This window comes from Streptomyces sp. NPDC001903 (genome assembly GCF_042891345.1).
In the GTDB taxonomy this organism is placed as follows: Bacteria; Actinomycetota; Actinomycetes; order Streptomycetales; family Streptomycetaceae; genus Streptomyces.
On sequence record NZ_JBIASZ010000008.1, the window covers coordinates 216,306 to 233,482 of the forward strand.

The following is a 17,177-nucleotide window of genomic DNA, read 5'->3' on the forward strand; positions in this document are numbered from 1 at the left end:
ACAGAGTTTGTCAGCCCGGTGGGACGGCCACACCCTCGGCGGTATGGACAACGCAAGGGACGACATGCAGACCGGCTCCTTCGACGTGGTGGTCGTGGGCGGCGGGACCGCCGGACTCGCCGGGGCGCTGACCCTGGCCAGGGCGCGCCGTGCGGTGCTGGTGCTCGACTCCGGCAGCCCCCGCAACGCCCCCGCCGCCCACCTGCACGGCTACCTGGGCCGGGACGGGGCGAGCCCGGCGGAGCTGCTGGCCGTGGGACGGGCCGAGGTCACCGGGTACGGCGGCGAGATCCGCTCCGGTGCGGCCGGCACCGTGCTCGCCGCCGACCGGCTGCCCGGCGGCGGCTTCCTGCTCCGGTGCGCCGACGGGTCCGCGGTCCGGGGCGGCCGGCTGCTCATCGCCACCGGGCTGGTGGACGAGCTGCCGGAGCTGCCGGGACTGCGGGAGCGCTGGGGGCGGGACGTGCTGCACTGCCCGTACTGCCACGGCTGGGAGGTCCGCGACGACCCGGTCGCGGTGCTGGCCACCGGACCGCTCGCGGTGCACCAGGCGCAGATGTGGCGGAACTGGACCGACCGGGTGACCCTGCTGACCCACACCCGGCGGCTCACCGGCGAGGAGCGGGAGCTGCTGTCCGCGCTCGGCATCGCGGTGGCGGAGGGCGAGGTGACCGGCCTGGGCACGGCCGGCGACCGGCTGGCCGGGGTGACCCTCGCCGGCGGCGCGGCCGTGGCGTGCAGGGCCCTCGTGGTGGCCCCGCGGTTCACCGCCCGCGCGGGGGTGGCGGCGAGCCTCGGGCTGCCGGTGGCCACCGTGGAGCGGGCCGGAGCGGCGATCGGCACCTGTCTGGAGGCGGATCCGGCGAGCGGGGCCACCGCGCTGCGCGGCGTCTGGGCCGCGGGGAACGTGGCCGGGCCCATGGAGCAGCTGGCCGGTGCGGCCGCGGGCGGGGTGCGGGCGGCCGTGGCGATCAACACCGACCTGATCGAGGAGGAGGGGCGGCGCGCCCTCGAAGCCCACCGCGCCGCCGGCGGCCCGAGCGTGGACAGGGCCTGATCCGAAGGGCGCGGCCCGGTCCGTCGGACGGGTGTGCGGGTTTCGGCCGGGGCGGGTCCGTGCAGGCTCAGAGCGGTCTGATCTTCGTACCGTTCATCGGCTCAGAGGCTCGGGGGGCTCGCAATGGCACATGTGCTGGTCATCGGCGGAGGTGTCGGGGGGCTGGCGACCGCGCTGCTCGCCGCGCGGTACGGACACACCGCCGAACTGTTCGAACGCGATACGCGCGCACCCGGTGCCGCCCTCGACCGGGACTTCTTCGGCTGGCACCGGCCGGGCGTCCCGCAGGCCGCGCAGCCGCACGCCCTGCTCGGCGCGGCACGCACCGTCCTGCGGGAGGAACTGCCCGACGTCCACGCGGAGATGCTGCGGCTCGGCGCCCGCGAGCGGCACGAGCTGGACTGGTTCGACGTGCGCCCGCCGGCCCGGCCCGGCGACGAGGACCTGGTGATGCTGCAGGCCCGGCGCATCGTGCTGGAGAGCGCCCTGGCCACCGCCCTGCGCGCGGAACCGGGAGCCGTCATGCACCACGGGGAACCGGTGACCGGACTGCTGGCCGAGCCGGCGGGGTCCGCCGTACGGGTGAGGGGCGTGGTCACGCCGGCGGGCGCGTACGGGGGAGACCTCGTCGTGGACGCGGGCGGACGGCGCGGCGGCGTCGAGCGCCTGCTGCCCGCGGTGGGCTGCCGGCCCGCGGTCGTGGAGCGCCACCGCACGGGGCTTGCGTACTTCTGCCGCTGGTACCGGCTGCCGGAGGGGACGCAGGAGGGGCCGCGCCGGCCCTGGGCGGTGACCGGCGGCACGTTCGCCGGGTGCGCCGTCTTCCCGGCGGACAACCGGCTGTTCGCGGTGACCCTGTTCGTCCACACCCGGGACGCCACCCGCTCCGCACTGCGCGATCCCGCCGTGTTCGAGGCGGCCGCGCGTGCCTTTCCGCCCGGTGCGGCCTGGCTGGAGCCGGGCGCCGAACCGCTGTCCGGGGTCCTGGCCACGGCGAGCCTGGACAACCGGTGGAGCGCGCTGGTCGACGGGCGGGGGCCGGTGGTGACCGGGCTGGTGCCGATCGGGGACGCGATCACGCACACCAACCCGACGCTGGGGCAGGGCATCTCGCTGGCGCTGTGGGCCGCGCGCAGGGTGGCCCGTACGGCGCACCAGGACGCGGGCTCGGCGCGGTTCGCCGCCGCGTACCACGCGTGGGCCGTGCGGACCCTGAAGCCGTGGTTCGACTTCCAGGTGGTGGCCGACGCGGCCATCGGGGAGCGGTTCGCGACGCGGCCCGGGCGGCGGACGGAGTCGGCGCGCGCGGTGGCCGCGCTGTTCGAGTGCGCCCTGGAGGACCCCGAGGTGATGCGGGCCCGGGCGCGGGTGCGGCACCTCGTCGAGCCGCCGGAGCGGGCGTACGCGGACCCGCAGGTGCGGGCCCGGGTGGAGCGCTGGCTGGCGGCCCGGCCCGGATACGCGCCGCACGCCGTGGGGCCGGACCGGCGGGAGTGGGAGAGGCTGGTCTACGACCCGGCGGTCGGGCCGAGGACCTCGGCGAGGTCGTAGCCGACGACCTCCTCGAGCTGGGCGTACGTACAGCCCTGCGGTTCGCGGTCGGGCCGCCAGCGGCGGAACTGGGCGGTGTGCCGGAAGCGGTCGCCCTCCATGTGGTCGTACGCGACCTCGCAGACGCGCTCGGGGCGCAGCGGCACCCACGAGAGGTCCTTCTTGCCGGTCCAGCGGCTCTGCGCGCCCGGCAGCCGGGCGCTCTCGTGCGCGGACTCCTCGGCCCAGGCGGCCCACGGATGCCCGGTGGCGTCGTCCATCCGCAGCGGCGCGAGCTCGTCCACCAGCTCGGCCCGGCGCTTCATCGGGAAGGCGGCGCACACCCCCACGTGCTGGAGGGCGCCGTGGGCGTCGTACAGGCCCAGGAGCAGCGATCCGACAATCGGACCGCTCTTGTGGAAACGGAAACCCGCGATGACGACGTCGGCCGTACGCTCGTGCTTGATCTTGAACATGAGACGGGCATCGGGCCGGTAGGGGAGATCGAGCGGTTTGGCGACCACCCCGTCGAGCCCGGCGCCCTCGAACCGCTCGAACCACTCCTGCGCGAGCGCGGGGTCGGTGGTCGCGGGCGCGAGGTGAACGGGGGGCCGAGCGGTGGACAGGGCGTCGGTGAGGGCGGTACGGCGGGCTGCGAGCGGGGTGTCGAGGAAGCCCTCGTCGCCGAGCGCGAGCAGATCGAAGGCCACGAAACTGGCGGGGGTCTTCTGCGCCAGCATGTCGACACGGGAGCGCGCGGGATGGATCCGCTCGGTCAGCCGGTCGAAGTCCAGCCGCCCGCCGTGGACGATGACGATCTCGCCGTCCACCACGCAGCGCGCGGGGAGGTTGTCCTTCAGGGCGGTCACCAGCTCGGGAAAGTACCGGGTCAGGGTCTTGCCGGTGCGGCTGCCGATCTCCAGCTCGTCCCCGTCGCGGTGCACGATGGCCCGGAAGCCGTCCCACTTCGCCTCGTACTGCATACCCGGCGGGATCTTGGCCACCGACTTGGCGAGCATCGGCTTCACGGGCGGCATCACGGGCAGATCCATGTCTTAGATTCTGCGGTGGTACGTCCCGCACCGCCCGGTATGCGCACCGGGCGGGGGCCGCCTACCGTGGCGCACATGGGTGCATCCGGTAATGCCATCGAGCTGGACGCGGGCGGGCGGACCGTGCGGCTGTCCAGCCCGGACAAGGTCTACTTCCCCGAGCGCGGCCTCACGAAGCTGGACGTGGCGCGGTACTACCTGTCCGTGGCCGACGGGATCACGCGCGCCCTGCGCAACCGGCCCACCACCCTGGAGCGCTACCCCGAAGGGGTGGAGGGCGAGTCCTTCTTCCAGAAGCGCGCCCCGAAGAACCTGCCCGACTGGATCCCCACCGCCCACATCGAGTTCCCCAGCGGGCGGTCGGCCGACGAGATCTGCCCGACCGAGCCGGCCGCCGTGCTGTGGGCCGCCAACCTGGGCTGCCTGACCTTCCATCCCTGGCCGGTGCGGCGCGATGACACCGACCGGCCCGACGAACTGCGCATCGACCTGGACCCGCAGCCGGGCACCGACTACCACCACGCGGTGATCTGCGCCCACGAACTGCGCGACGTACTGGAGGACCTGGGCCTGCGCGGCTGGCCCAAGACCTCCGGCGGGCGCGGTCTGCACGTCTTCGTCCCGATCGAGCCGCGCTGGACCTTCACCGAGGTACGGCGCTGCGCGATCGCGATCGGCCGCGAGCTGGAACAGCGGATGCCCGGCAAGGTGACCACGGCGTGGTGGAAGGAGGAGCGCGGCGAGCGGATCTTCGTCGACTACAACCAGACCGCCCGCGACCGCACGATCGCCTCCGCGTACTCCGTGCGCCCGCGCCCGCACGCCCCCGTCTCGGCCCCGCTGCGCTGGGACGAGATCGACTCCGCCGAGCCCCGCGACTTCGACATCACCACGATGGGGGCGCGCTTCGCCGAAGTCGGGGACCTGCACGCGGACATGGACGAGCACGCCTTCACCCTGGACGCGGCCCTGGAACTGGCCGACCGCCACGAACACGACCACGGTCTGGGCGACATGCCCTACCCGCCGGACTACCCGAAGATGCCGGGCGAGCCGAAGCGGGTCCAGCCGAGCCGGGCGAAGCACGAGGACGCGAAGAGCAAGGACGCGAAGAGCAAGGGCGCGAAGGACAAGGGCACGGAGCGCGAGGACTGAGCGCTGTCGGTGGCGGGTGCCATGCTCGTGGGGAGGACGGAAGGAGTACGGGTCATGCTCACGACGGACTACAGGGACGGCTCCCCGAACTGGGTCGACCTCGGCACGCCGGACCTCGACGGCGCCGCCGGGTTCTACACCGCACTGTTCGGCTGGGACTACCGGCCGGGCGGCGAGGAAGCCGGCGGATACGCGATGTTCCAGCGCGACGGCAAGATCGTGGCCGGCGGCATGGCCGTCGCGCCGGAGGAGGTCCGGACGGCCTGGACGCTGTACTTCCAGAGCTCCGACGCCGACGCCACCGCGGCCGCCGTGGTCAAGGCGGGGGGCTCGGTGGCGGTCGCACCCCGGGACGTCCTGGGCCTCGGCCGGATGGCGATCTTCGCCGACCCGGCGGGGGTCACGTTCTCCGTCTGGCAGCCGGGCCGGATCGAAGGCCTCGGCGCGGTGACCGACGTCGGCACCCTGTGCTGGACGGAGCTGTACACGGGCGACGTGCCGGCGGCCGCGGCCTTCTACGGCTCGGTCTTCGGGTGGGAGATCGGCGAGATGCCCTTCGAGGGCGGCTCGTACACGGTGGTCAAGGCCGCGGGCACGCCCGACGAGGCGGCCTTCGGCGGCCTGGTCCCGATCGGGTCCGACCCGGTGGAAGACGCCGAACGGCCCTACTGGACACCGTACTTCGAGGTCGCCGACTGCGATGTGACGGCGGCCAGGGCGGAGGAGTCGGGCGGCAAGGTCCGGCTGTCACCGGTGTTCATGGAGGGGGTCGGCCGCTTCGCGAAGCTGGCGGACCCCTACGGCGCGCGGTTCGCGGTCATCGCCAGCGCTCCCGCACCGGGGGCCTGAGGCCGCACGGCCGGGCGCGGAGCGGTGTTGATCAGTCGTTGATCGGACGTCCATCGGCGGCGATGAGTATCTCCGGCATGTCGATGAACACCGCCACCACTGCAGCGCCCGCCTGGTACGACCTCGCCCTCTGCGCCCAGACGGGCCCGGGCTTCTTCTTCCCGGAGCCCGGCTCGTCCCTGCGGGACGCGAAGCGGCTGTGCGGGGCGTGCGAGGGACGCGCGGCATGCCTGGAGTACGCCCTGGCCAATGACGAGCGCTTCGGCGTCTGGGGCGGCCTCTCGGAGTCGGAGCGTCTCGCCCTGCGCCCGCGCGGCTGACCGGGCCCGCCACCACCGGGCCATCACCACGGGAAACGCGAAACCCTGGCAGGGCGGGGGCCATGCCAGGGTTTCGAGGCGTTGCGGGCCGGTCAGGCCTTGCGGGCGGCGAGACGCGCGGCGCGGGCGGCCAGGCGCTCGTCGAACTTGCGGGCCTCGGAGTCCAGGCCGTTCATGAAGAGCCCGAGCTCCTCCTGGGCCATCCGGCCCTCGGGGCCGAGACCGTCGATGTCCATGATCTTCAGGAAGCGGATCACGGGGCTCAGCACGTCGTCGTGGTGGATCCGCAGGTTGTAGACCCCGCCGATCGCCATCTGCGCGGCCATCCGCTCGAAGCCGGGCATGCCGTGTCCGGGCATCCGGAAGTTGACCACGACGTCCCGCACGGCCTGCATCGTCAGGTCCGGGGCGAGCTCGAAGGCCGAGCCCAGCAGGTTGCGGTAGAAGATCATGTGCAGGTTCTCGTCCTGCGCGATGCGGGCGAGCATCCGGTCGCAGACCGGGTCACCGGACTGGTGGCCCGTGTTGCGGTGCGAGATGCGGGTCGCGAGCTCCTGGAAGGCCACGTACGCCACCGAGTGCAGCATCGAGTGCCGGTTGTCGGACTCGAAGCCCTCCGACATGTGCTGCATGCGGAACGCTTCCAGCTTGTCCGGGTCCACGGCGCGCGAGGCCAGCAGGTAGTCGCGCATCACGATGCCGTGGCGGCCCTCCTCGGCCGTCCAGCGGTGCACCCAGGTGCCCCAGGCGCCGTTGCGGCCGAAGAGCGTGGCGATCTCGTGGTGGTAGCTGGGGAGGTTGTCCTCGGTCAGCAGGTTCACGACCAGCGCGATCTTGCCGATGTCGGTGACCTTGGACTGCTGCGGGTCCCAGGCCTCGCCGTCCTCGAAGAAGCCCGGGAAGTTCCGGCCGTCGCTCCACGGGACGTACTCGTGGGGCATCCAGTCCTTGGTGACCTTCAGATGGCGGTTGAGTTCCTTCTCGACCACCTCTTCCAGCGCGTACAGCAGCTTGGCGTCAGTCCACGCCTCCGAGCTGCCGAGGTGGGGAGAGGTGATTGTCACGGGTGCTCCTGAGGACAAAGCGAAATACCTACGGTTCCGTAGCCTACGAACCCGTAGGTTAAGCGGAGCGTGAGGACCAGCCAAGCCCCAGGCGTTCATATGACCGGTTACGTCCGGTTATCTGCGCAGTTTGAGGGCGCGCGGAAGGGACCCGACGGAGCGAAAGTCGCCCCGGCAGGTGGCCCGCGACACCCGCCTTGACGGCGTTCACCACCAGGACGGGCGTCGCGGCTGCGGAGCCGGCCGCGACGCGGTCCGGCCGCCGGCTCACTCGTGCCAGAGGGCCTCACGCACCTCCTCGGCCGTGGTCGGCTTCAGCTCGCCGTCCAGCAGCAGCCACCGGGTGATCCCGATCGACTCCAGGAACGGCACGTCGTGGCTGGCCACGAGCAGCGCACCCTCGTACGACTCCAGCGCGCCCGTGAGCTGCCGCACGCTCGCCAGGTCCAGGTTGTTCGTCGGCTCGTCCAGCATCAGCAGCTGCGGAGCCGGCTCCGCCAGCAGCAGCGCCGCCAGCGCCGCCCGGAACCGCTCGCCGCCCGACAGGGTACCGGCCGGCCGGTCCGCCCGCGCGCCCCGGATCAGGAAATGCGCGAGCCGCGCCCGGATCAGGTTGTTCGAGGCCTGCGGAGCGAACCGGGCCACGTTCTCCACCACCGAACGGCTCTCGTCGAGCACGTCCAGCCGCTGCGGCAGGAACCGCGTCGGCACGTGCGTGATCGCCTCCCCCGACACCGGCGCGAGCGCCCCCGCGATCGTGCGCAGCAGGGTCGTCTTGCCCGAGCCGTTGCGGCCCACCAGCGCGATCCGCTCCGGACCGCGCAGCTCCCACTCGCCCGCGGCCCGGGCCCCGTGCGCCAGGTGCAGGTCGCTCAAGGTCAGGACCCGCCGGCCCGGCGGGACCTGGGTGGCAGGCAGTTTGATCCGGATCTCGTCGTCGTCCCGGACGGCCTCCGCCGCCTGGTCCAGCCGCTCCTTCGCCTGCGCCAGCTTCTCCGTGTGCATGATGCGGTGCTTGCCGGCCGACTCCTGCGCCGCGCGCTTGCGGGCACCCATGACGATCTTCGGCTCGCGCTTCGAGTCGTACATCTTCTGGCCGTACCGCTTGCGCCGCGCCAACTTCATGTGGGCGTCCGACAGTTCCCGCTTCTGCCGCTGTACGTCGGCCTCCGCGACCCGGACCATCCGCTCGGCCGCGTCCTGCTCGGCGGCGAGCTGCTCCTCGTACGCGGAGAAGTTCCCTCCGTACCAGCGGACTTCGCCGTCGTGCAGGTCGGCGATCTGGTCGACCCGCTCCAGTAGCTCCCGGTCGTGGCTGACCAGGAGCATCACCCCGGACCAGGACTCGACCGCCGCGTACAGCCGGCGCCGGGCCCGCAGGTCCAGGTTGTTCGTCGGCTCGTCCAGCAGCAGGACGTCGGGGCGGGCGAGCAGCAGCGCGGCGAGCCGCAGCAATACGCATTCGCCGCCCGACAGTTCGCCGACGGTGCGGTCCAGGCCGATCCGGGCGAGACCGAGCTGGTCGAGGGTGGCCAGGGCCCGCTCCTCCACGTCCCAGTCGTCGCCGACCGCGGCGAAGTTCGCCTCGGTTGCCTCGCCCGCCTCGATGGCGTGCAGGGCGGCGCGGGTGGCGCGGATGCCGAGTGCCTCGTCGACGCGCAGGGCGGTGTCGAGGGTGACGCCCTGCGGGAGGTACCCGAGGGTGCCGGCCACGGACAACTGACCCTCGGACGGGGTCAGTTCACCCGCGATCAGCTTCAGCAGGGTGGACTTCCCGCAGCCGTTGACCCCGATCAGGCCGGTACGGCCGGGGCCGACGGCCAACTGGAAGTCCTCGAAGACGGGAGTGCCGTCGGGCCAGTCGAAGGACAGGGCGGAGCAGGTGATGAAAGCAGGGGCATGGCTCATGGAGGCCTCCAGGTTGCGTGAGTGGTGCGTGCAACGCGGGGAGACAGCCGACGGTCGGATCCGACGCACAACGGGTCGGATCGGCGGGATCGATGGGATCGGTCGGTGTCTCGAACCTCAGAAGAGCAACGTCCTGCTCCGTTTCGACGGCAATGGGGCGTCTACGAAGCTACGGGCGGCCGGGAGCCGCCCGCAAACGAATTAACCGGGGGAGGACGGGAGATCCGGATTCAGCGCGGGTCGCGCATCAGCTCGGCCAGGCTGTGGTCCATGTCGAGGTACAGGTGCTCCAGCCCCGGCGGCACGACCGTCGCGGCCCGCTCCAGGAACCGGTGCAGCTCGGCCGTCAGCACCAGCACGATCGCCACGCCCTCGGGCGCGTGGAACTCGATCGTGGTCCGGTCGATGTCGTACGGCCGCACCCGCACGTCGCCCCACCCCGTCGGGCGGTCCAGCCCCGATTCGAGGAGCTCGCGGGCGAAGGTCCACGAAACCTCGACGCCCTCCAGGGTGGCGGGAGCGGGGAAGGCCATGCGCACGGCGAAGGGATCCGCGCGGTCGTAGCAGAGCGTGACGGGCACGGTCTCGACCTTCGGGGCGGTGGCGACCAGACGGGCCTGCACGGCCTGCTCGATGACAGTGATCAAGGCTCGCTCCCTTGCGGCGGATCTGCTGCCGGGCATGGGGTGAAGCCCGGCAACCGGATAGACGCCGGAATCGGCAAATCCGTGCATGCGAACTGACGTGAGCTGTGTCACCGATTGGCTGGAACGCGTCCGTTTGATCGCACAGAGTGACGGGTGGAGGGGTGTGGGTGAAGGGGCCTCAGTCGTTGCCGCAGGCCCCGGAGTGGTCGCAGAACGGCTGGTTCCCGCTCACTCCACAGGCGCAAAGCATCGCCCTGCTCTCCCGTCGGACGGTCCCCTCGGGGGTCGTCACGCGCAGATCGCCGCGCATCACCAGCTGGCCGGCGGCTGACCGTACGACCGTGGTCGGCCGGTCCGGCTCCTCGGCGGGCCCCTCGTCGGCGAGCCGGTACTGGAGCGCACCCGAGGGGCATCGGCGGATCACCTCCGCGACCCGCTCCGGCTCGGCGCCGTCCGGCTGTACCCACGGGCGCTTCCCCGAGTCGAACACCTCGGGGAGCCCGCTCACGCATTCGGCGGCGTGCAGGCACCGCCCGGTGTCGTAGGTGACGGTGATGCGCTTGCCGTCGTAGGCCTTGGGTTCCTTGGATGGCATGGCCTCAGCCTAGGAACGCGGGCACCGGGACGCACCCTGGACGCCGAATCCGGTGTGCATTAGCTTCCGGCGCCATGAGACTTCTGGGAGTTGGCATGTGCGCGGCGGCTTTGGCGGTGGGCCTGCTGGCCGCCCCGGCGCACGCGGAGGAACCGGGCGACGTGCAGGGGTTACGGGGCGGGGGCGTGGGCTGGGCCCTGAAGGACACCGGCAAGGACGCCCGCTTCCGCGGGCTGGCGGCCGTCAGCCGCTCCACGGCCTGGGTGGCCGGCACCAAGGGAACGGTGCTGCGCACGGTGGACGGGGGCCGCAGCTGGCGTGACGTCTCACCGCCGGGCGCGGTCGCGGACGGCCTGGAGCTCCGCGACATCGAGGCCTTCGACGCGCGGCGCGCGGTGGCCCTGTCCATCGGGGAGGGGGAGGCCTCGCGGGTGCTGCGCACCGAGGACGGCGGCGCCACCTGGACCGAGACCTTCCGCAACCCCGACCCGCGGGCCTTCTACGACTGCCTCACCTTCTTCGACTCCCGGCACGGGCTGGCCATGAGCGACCCGGTGGACGGCGCGTTCCGGATCCTGTCGACGGAGGACGGCGGCCGGAACTGGGCGGTCCTGCCGAGTGAGGGGATGCCGGCCGCCCTGCCGGGCGAGGCGGGCTTCGCGGCCAGCGGCCAGTGCCTGGTGAACGCCGGACCGCGCGACGTCTGGCTGGCCACGGGCGGCGGCGCCACCGCCCGGATCCTGCACTCGGCGGACCGCGGCCGCACCTGGCGGGTCGCCGAATCGGGCATCCCGGCGGGCGACCCGGCCAAGGGGGTCTTCGCGCTGGCCTTCCGCGACCGTACGACGGGCCTCGCGGTGGGCGGCGACTACCGCACCGGCGAGGCCTCCCCGAAGGCCGCGGCGGTATCGGCGGACGCGGGCCGCACCTGGCGCCCGGCCCCGACCCCGCCACCCGCGTACCGCTCGGGCGCGGCCTGGCTCCCGCACCTGCGCACGGCGGCCCTGGCGGTGGGCCCGACGGGCACGGACGTGACGACGGACGCCGGCAGGACGTGGCGGCCCCTGGCCCCGGGCTCCTTCGACACGGTCGACTGCGCGAGCGACGGCGGCTGCTGGGCGGCGGGCGAGAAGGGCCGGGTGGGGAGGCTGGAGGGGGCCTGAGGGTGCGGGGCTTGCGTAGGCGGGGTCGGGTGAGTCGGGTGTGCCAGCGGAGCGGGACTCGATGACTCGGGGTCGGTGGTGTGTCCGGGGGCGTCCCGTCAGTCCACTGTCCTTCCGTGTCGGGTCGGTCCGTCAAGGGCGCTCCCTGCGGTCGCGTCGCTCCGCGATGGCCTTCGGCCACCCTTGACCGACCGCCCCGCCCCGGAATGCCATAAGACTGCCGGGAAGCCCCCGAAGGAATGGCCGGGAGGTTCACGTTCCAATAGAGGCCCCTGGAGATGCCGACCAGCACACCCTGGGGTCAGGACATCCCCTTCCCGGACCACCATCCCCGGCCATGACCGGGGGCGCCCCAGATCGCTACGCGCTCCACTCGGCCTAGCGTCCGACGACCGCCTGTGGCCGGGCATAGGCCGCCCACGACCGGGATGGGCGTCAGCGGCAGTCGGCTCGCGGCCGAACGGGTCGACGATGGGCGCCGAAGACGTTGCGGCCGGGTCGTCGTGGCGGAGCGTCATAGGGTGGCCGTCGCTCACCGGCGACGGAAGAACGGACGTTCATGGTGTACGAACGACGGGACCGCGCGATCTTTGGTGCCACCTCCGCCACGACCGCCACCCATGACATCGGCCTGCTCGTACTCCGGCTCGTCGTCGGCCTCACCATGGCCGCTCACGGCACGCAGAAGCTCTTCGGCTGGTTCAACGGTCCGGGCTTCACCGCGACCGGCAAGGGCTTCTCGATGAGCGGCTATCCCGCAGGGAATGCCATGGCCGCGATCGCGGGTCTCTCCGAGACCCTGGGTGGCCTCGGGCTCGCCCTCGGCCTGCTCACTCCGCTCGCCGGCGCGGCCCTGACCGGAACCTTCATCAACATCCTGGCCGTTCGGGGCTTGAGTACCTTCTTCGCCCCCAAGGGCGTGGAACTGGAGTCCGTGCTCTTCGCAAGCGTCATTGCCCTCACGCTGACCGGACCGGGCCGCTACTCCGTCGACCACCTGCTCCCCGTCCTACGCGAGTCGCGACCCCGCTACTCCGTGCTCGGACTGGTGCTGGGAGCCGTGGTCGGATTCATCGTCCTGCTCATCCGCGACTGACCCGACCACCTGCGCTCGCGTCTCCAGGGACGCCCATCCCGGTCCTGGGCGGCCTATGTCCGGCCACAGGCGGTCGTCGGACGCTATGCCGAGTGGAGCGCGTAGCGATCTGGGGCGCCCCCCGGTCATGGCCGGGGATGGTGGTCCCGGGAGGGAGGTGTCCGGTCGCCGGGGCTTGGCCGCGTATCGCTGAGGGCCCGTCCCTGAACATGTTCCTCCCGGCCATTCCTTCGGGGGCTTCCCGGCAGTCTTATGGCATTCCGGGGCGGGGCGGTCGGTCAAGGGTGGAGCGCAGCGACATCGCGGAGCGACGCGACCGCAGGGAGCGCCCTTGACGGACCGACCCGACACGGAAGGACAGTGGACTGACGGGACGCCCCCGGACACACCACCGACCCCGAGTCATCAGGTCCTGCCCCGGTGGCCCGCCCCACTCAACCGACCCCGCCCGTGCAAGCCCCGCCTCCCGAAGCCCCCCAGCCCCCTACGCCGCCAAGTTCTCCCGTACCGCCGCCAAGTCCCCCGACGTCTTCGTCGCGATGAACTCCGTGATGCGGTACTCGCAGACGCCGGCCAGGGTGAAGGGGTCCTCTGCCGCGATGCGCTCGATCTCCCCGCGGGAGACGCCCGCGGCCAGGATGATGCCGCCGTCGCGAGGGACCTTGCGGCCCGAGGCGAGGAAGACGCCCGAGGCGTAGTAGCCGTCCAGCCACGCGATGTGGGCGTCCAGCTCGTCTTCGACGGCTTCGATGGGTGCGATGTAGCTGAGCTCCATGACGAACATGATCGCCAGGCTACTCTCGCACCATCATGACGAGTGTGAAGACCCCCGCCGATGAGGCCGAGGCCCGGGCGATACAGGACGAACTGCGCAAGAGTGTGGTGCTCGACGAGGCCGGTCCGCCGCCCGGGCGCGGGCTGGTCGCGGGCGTGGACGTCGCCTACGACGACGAGCGGGACCTGGTGGCCGCCGCGGCCGTCGTCCTCGACGCCGCCACCCTGGAAGTGGTCGAGGAGGCGACCGCCGTCGGGCACGTCAGCTTCCCGTACGTGCCCGGACTCCTCGCCTTCCGCGAACTGCCCACCGTGCTGGCCGCGCTCGACTCGCTCACCGCCACCCCCGACCTGGTGGTCTGTGACGGTTACGGGCTCGCCCACCCCCGCGGCTTCGGCCTCGCCTGCCACCTCGGGGTCGTCACCGGACTGCCGAGCATGGGCGTCGCGAAGAACCCGTTCACGTTCACGTACGAGGAGCCCGGCGCCCGGCGCGGCGACGCCGCCCCGCTGCTGGCGGCCGACGGCGCCGTCGTCGGCCGGGCCCTGCGCACGCAGGACGGGATCAAGCCGGTGTACGTCTCCGTGGGCCACCGGGTCTCGCTCGACACCGCTTGCGCCCACGCGCTCGCGCTGAGCCCGCGCTTCCGGATCCCCGAGTCCACCCGGCACGCCGACTCGCTCTGTCGGCGTGCCCTGCGCGAAGCCTCCTGACCACCCGGCCGGTTCAGCGGGCCGAGGCCACCCGGAACCGGATCCCCGCCTTCTGGAGCCGGTCCAGCAGGGCGTCGCCCATCGCCACCGCCGTGGTGAGCTGGCCGGCCCGCTCCGGCAGGGCGTCGTACGCGAGGCACAGCGCCGACTCCGCCAGCATCTTGGCGGTCTCCCCGTAGCCCGGGTCGCCGCCCGAGACCTCGGTGAACACGCGGCGGCCGCCGCCCTCGCCCACGAAGCGGACGGTGAACCAGCTGCGCGCACGCCGCTCCGCGTCCGGGCCCTGGCCCGCCTCCCAACGGCCCATCAGCCACCGCCGCGCCGCCGGGAGCTGGGCCAGGGCCACCGCTGCGCCGACCGCCGCCGCACCGCCCACGGCGACCGGGAGGTGCTTGACCGAGGCGTACTGCCGATAGCGGAAGTCCGGCCCGTACCGTTCCAGCGCGGCCGCCGAGCGGGTCACGATCCGGTGGTCCAGCGTCGGCAGCGGCAGCGCCCAGGTACCGGTCTCCCGGCTGAACCGCGGCGCGCCCAGGGGCCCCCGTACGCGGCGGTGGAGCAGCCGGGGCTCGTGCAGCCGGCGCTCCTGCGCCGCGGCCAGGGTCTGCGGCCCGCGGCCCATGGCGGTCAGCGCCGAGGCCAGGGTTCCGCCGGAGAAGGTCGCGTTGGAGCGCATGAACCCGTCCACCCGAAGCGGGACGCCCTCCGGCAGCCGTCGCACGGTGAAGTAGGCGCCGAGGTCGGCCGGGATCGAGTCGAAGCCGCAGGCGTGTACGAGCCGCGCGCCGGTCTCCCGGGCCCGGGTGTCGTGCTCGACGTACGTCCGGTCCACGAACTCCGGCTCGCCGGTGAGGTCCACGTAGTCCGTGCCCGCCGCCGCGCAGGCGGCGACCAGCTCCGTCCCGTACAGCACGTACGGCCCGACGGTCGTGGCCAGGACCCGGGTGGAGGCGGCCAGTTCCCGTACGGCCCGGGGGTCCGCGGCGTCCGCGCGCAGCAGCGGCAGCGAGGCGCAGCCGGGGTCGAGCGCGGTCAGCCGCTCGCGCAGCCTCTCCAGCTTCCCGAGGTCGCGCCCCGCGAGGGCCCACCGGCAGTCGGCGGGGGCGTGCGCGGCGAGGTACTCGGCGGTGAGGGCGCCGACGAATCCGGTCGCGCCGAACAGCACCACGTCGTAGGAGCGTTCCCGTTCCCGCTGCCCTCCCTCTTCCACTTCCCCTTGCCCGTGCCGATGCCCGTCCCGTCCGTGCTCCGCTGCCCCGTCGGCGTGCCGAACCTCTTCGTTCATCACGGCTCCTCCCGCTCCTGTCGGTGGCTGAGGCTAACCCGCACGCCCCGAACGCGGAGCAGCGCCCCGGGGGCGGCCTGGACGGCCGTTCCCGGGGCGCTGCGAGTGGCGCGGGGCCGCGGTGGGTCAGTTCTCCTGGTACATCCCGAAGACGTCCACGATGAGGTCGGTGTTGCCGTCGCTCTGGTTCCAGAAGTCGACGACGCCGGTGCCGCCGGTGCTGGCCTGGACCAGGTTCGGGACGGTCTTGCCGGTCGTCCAGTTCAGGGTGGAGGAGGTGGGCGGCGGCGGCGGGCCCGCCGCGTTGTTCTCGTACTCGTCCAGGGTGTTCGGGTCCGGGGAGACCGCGAGGAAGCCGCTGTCCCTGGTGTTGGTCACGGTGGCGTTCAGCACGAAGCCCGTGATGCCGGAACCGGGCTCGGACATCGGCGCGTAGATGTAGTCGCGGCCGCCCAGCGGCCCGTGGACCGGGCTCTCGGGGTCGCGGGTGTCGAGCATCCGCTCCGGGGCGAACGGCAGGTAGGAGCCCTTGCTCTGCGGGCTGTAGTAGCCGACGACGTCGACGATGACGTCGGCCGGGTTCCAGCCGCCGTTGCGGACGCTGATCTTGCCGTCGGGACCGACCGGGACGATCACCGAGTTGGCGATGGTCTGCCCGGTGGTGAAGTTCACGTTGGACGCGGTCGGGGCCTGCTGGCCGCTCGGGAAGACGGTCAGGTGGCCGTCGCTGCGCGGGTTGGTGACGGTCACGTTGAGCGCCACGGCGGTGACGCCGGAGGCCGGGACCTTGCCCAGGCCGGTGATCTGGGTGCTGAAGGACCCGTACCCGGCGAGCTGGCCCTTGGGGGTGCCGGTGCCGCTGCGGGTGTCGACGAACCGCTGCGGCGCCAGCGGGGTGTAGCCGCTGGACGCGGTCTGCGTGAAGTAGCCGGTGACGTCGGCGATGAGGTCGACCGACTCCCAGCCGCCGTTGTAGAGGTTGACGTAGCCGTTCGGGCCGACCGGCACGATGACCAGGTTCGGGACCGTCTGCCCGGGGACGAAGTTGACGTTCGAGGTGCTCGGCTTCTCGTCGCCGTCGGCGAAGGCGGTGACGTGGCCGCCGCTGGTGGTGCCGGTGACGGTGACGTTGAGGACCACCGCGGTCACGCCGGCGGGGATGGAGCCGTTCCCGCCGATCTTCAGGTGCGCGGAGGCGTACGCGGGGACCTTGCTCTTCGGGGCGCCGGTGCCGTTGCGGGTGTCCAGCAGGCGGGTCGGGCCGTACGGGGTGTAGTCCGAGCCCGCGGTCGTGAACGCCACCTCGTTGGTGACCGTGGTGTTGGCGGCCTTGTCCGTCACGGTGACCTTGACGGTGTAGGTGCCGAGCTCCGCGTAGGTGTGCTCGGAGGAGACGATCTGGGTGCCGGAGGCCGAAGCGGTGGTGGTGGCCCCGTCGCCCCAGGCGATGGTGATGTCGAGCGGGGTGGCGGCGCTGGTGACGGAGCTGTCCAGCTCGATCGCGTGCGCGCTCATGGCGAAGGCGTCCAGGCCGACCGCGAGGGTCGGGTTGGCGGCGCCGGCGGTCTCCGCCATGGGAGCGGCCGCGAGCTTGCTCTTGGGGGCCGGTGCGCTCTGCCGGACCGACCGGTCGGCCGGGCTGGAGACCTTGGCGGTGTTCTTCAGCCCGGCCTGCGCCAGGTCGGGCTTGCTGATGCCCTGGGTGTCTCCGGAGTCGGTGCCGGCCGCGTGGGCCATGCCCGGTATGAGAGAAATGCCGGCCGCGAAGACGGCCGCAGATGCTGCGAGTCGGCGGTAGGACACCGAGCCCCCTATGTTCCGTGAGCCCTTGGCCAGGGCTGAAAGCACGCTCAGATTACATAGCTCCTGAGCTTCCGCTTAACGCCCCCCGGGCTCATTTCGCGCGCCTGTGGGAAGCGTCTCGAAAGCGGCACGGAAATCCCGTCTGGCCGCTGTGATCAGGCATTT

At 72.6% G+C, this 17,177-nt stretch carries 16 protein-coding genes; 8 read left to right on the top strand and 8 right to left on the bottom strand.

Annotated features, from left to right (window positions below; all coding sequences use genetic code 11):
• Window positions 1-43: 43 nt before the first annotated feature.
• Both ACFYZS_RS19985 and ACFYZS_RS19990 read left to right on the top strand, forming a co-directional pair.
• Window positions 44-1,057, top strand: a complete 1,014-nt coding sequence (locus tag ACFYZS_RS19985; RefSeq protein WP_389013972.1) for an NAD(P)/FAD-dependent oxidoreductase — start codon at window positions 44-46, stop codon at window positions 1,055-1,057.
• 123 nt (window positions 1,058-1,180) lie between these two features.
• Window positions 1,181-2,608 (top strand): NAD(P)/FAD-dependent oxidoreductase, encoded by a 1,428-nt coding sequence (locus tag ACFYZS_RS19990; protein WP_389013975.1) that lies wholly within the window; start codon window positions 1,181-1,183, stop codon window positions 2,606-2,608.
• Here ACFYZS_RS19990 and ACFYZS_RS19995 read toward each other — a convergent pair.
• Window positions 2,566-3,639: an ATP-dependent DNA ligase gene (locus tag ACFYZS_RS19995; RefSeq protein WP_389013978.1), complete on the bottom strand. Its 1,074-nt coding sequence runs from the start codon at window positions 3,637-3,639 to the stop codon at window positions 2,566-2,568. The genes ACFYZS_RS19990 and ACFYZS_RS19995 overlap by 43 nt on opposite strands.
• Window positions 3,640-3,714: 75 nt before the next feature.
• Between ACFYZS_RS19995 and ligD the strand changes: the two genes are divergently transcribed.
• The 3 genes from ligD (at window position 3,715) to ACFYZS_RS20010 (ending at window position 5,963) form a co-directional block, all read left to right on the top strand.
• Window positions 3,715-4,794 (top strand): non-homologous end-joining DNA ligase, encoded by a 1,080-nt coding sequence (ligD, locus tag ACFYZS_RS20000; protein WP_389013981.1) that lies wholly within the window; start codon window positions 3,715-3,717, stop codon window positions 4,792-4,794.
• Between the two features lie 54 nt (window positions 4,795-4,848).
• Window positions 4,849-5,643, top strand: coding sequence for a VOC family protein (locus tag ACFYZS_RS20005; RefSeq protein WP_389013984.1), 795 nt, complete (start codon window positions 4,849-4,851; stop codon window positions 5,641-5,643).
• Between the two features lie 77 nt (window positions 5,644-5,720).
• Window positions 5,721-5,963 carry a WhiB family transcriptional regulator gene (locus tag ACFYZS_RS20010; protein ID WP_389013987.1) on the top strand — a complete coding sequence of 81 codons (243 nt, stop codon included), beginning with the start codon at window positions 5,721-5,723 and terminating at the stop codon, window positions 5,961-5,963.
• Window positions 5,964-6,055: 92 nt separating this feature from the next.
• Here the strand turns inward: ACFYZS_RS20010 and ACFYZS_RS20015 are convergent, their stop codons facing one another.
• From ACFYZS_RS20015 to ACFYZS_RS20030, 4 genes are all read right to left on the bottom strand, one after another.
• Window positions 6,056-7,027 carry an acyl-ACP desaturase gene (locus tag ACFYZS_RS20015; protein WP_389013991.1) on the bottom strand — a complete coding sequence of 324 codons (972 nt, stop codon included), beginning with the start codon at window positions 7,025-7,027 and terminating at the stop codon, window positions 6,056-6,058.
• A 267-nt stretch (window positions 7,028-7,294) separates the two neighbouring features.
• Window positions 7,295-8,935, bottom strand: a complete 1,641-nt coding sequence (locus ACFYZS_RS20020) for an ABC-F family ATP-binding cassette domain-containing protein (RefSeq protein ID WP_389013994.1) — start codon at window positions 8,933-8,935, stop codon at window positions 7,295-7,297.
• Between the two features lie 230 nt (window positions 8,936-9,165).
• Window positions 9,166-9,618 (bottom strand): SsgA family sporulation/cell division regulator, encoded by a 453-nt coding sequence (locus ACFYZS_RS20025; RefSeq protein WP_389013997.1) that lies wholly within the window; start codon window positions 9,616-9,618, stop codon window positions 9,166-9,168.
• A 142-nt stretch (window positions 9,619-9,760) separates the two neighbouring features.
• Window positions 9,761-10,177 (bottom strand): (4Fe-4S)-binding protein, encoded by a 417-nt coding sequence (locus ACFYZS_RS20030; RefSeq protein WP_389013999.1) that lies wholly within the window; start codon window positions 10,175-10,177, stop codon window positions 9,761-9,763.
• A 74-nt stretch (window positions 10,178-10,251) separates the two neighbouring features.
• On the opposite strand from ACFYZS_RS20030, the gene ACFYZS_RS20035 reads away from it, so the two are divergent.
• A complete protein-coding gene (locus ACFYZS_RS20035) occupies window positions 10,252-11,340 on the top strand; it encodes a WD40/YVTN/BNR-like repeat-containing protein (protein WP_389014001.1) in 1,089 nt (362 codons plus the stop codon).
• Between the two features lie 559 nt (window positions 11,341-11,899).
• Window positions 11,900-12,436: a DoxX family protein gene (locus ACFYZS_RS20040; RefSeq protein WP_389014004.1), complete on the top strand. Its 537-nt coding sequence runs from the start codon at window positions 11,900-11,902 to the stop codon at window positions 12,434-12,436.
• Window positions 12,437-12,920: 484 nt separating this feature from the next.
• On the opposite strand, the gene ACFYZS_RS20045 is transcribed toward ACFYZS_RS20040, so the two are convergent.
• A complete protein-coding gene (locus ACFYZS_RS20045) occupies window positions 12,921-13,220 on the bottom strand; it encodes a YciI family protein (RefSeq protein WP_389014007.1) in 300 nt (99 codons plus the stop codon).
• Window positions 13,221-13,246: 26 nt separating this feature from the next.
• Between ACFYZS_RS20045 and ACFYZS_RS20050 the strand changes: the two genes are divergently transcribed.
• The gene (locus ACFYZS_RS20050; RefSeq protein WP_389014009.1) at window positions 13,247-13,924 is read left to right on the top strand and encodes an endonuclease V; all 678 of its coding nucleotides are present in this window, start codon (window positions 13,247-13,249) and stop codon (window positions 13,922-13,924) included.
• A gap of 13 nt (window positions 13,925-13,937) precedes the next feature.
• Here ACFYZS_RS20050 and ACFYZS_RS20055 read toward each other — a convergent pair whose 3' ends face one another.
• Entirely contained in the window at window positions 13,938-15,209 is a 1,272-nt protein-coding gene (locus ACFYZS_RS20055; RefSeq protein WP_389014012.1) for a saccharopine dehydrogenase family protein, read from the bottom strand.
• A 126-nt stretch (window positions 15,210-15,335) separates the two neighbouring features.
• On the bottom strand, window positions 15,336-16,946 hold the full coding sequence (locus tag ACFYZS_RS20060; RefSeq protein ID WP_389014014.1) for a PKD domain-containing protein: 1,611 nt from the start codon (window positions 16,944-16,946) through the stop codon (window positions 15,336-15,338).
• Between the last annotated feature and the right edge of the window lie 231 nt (window positions 16,947-17,177).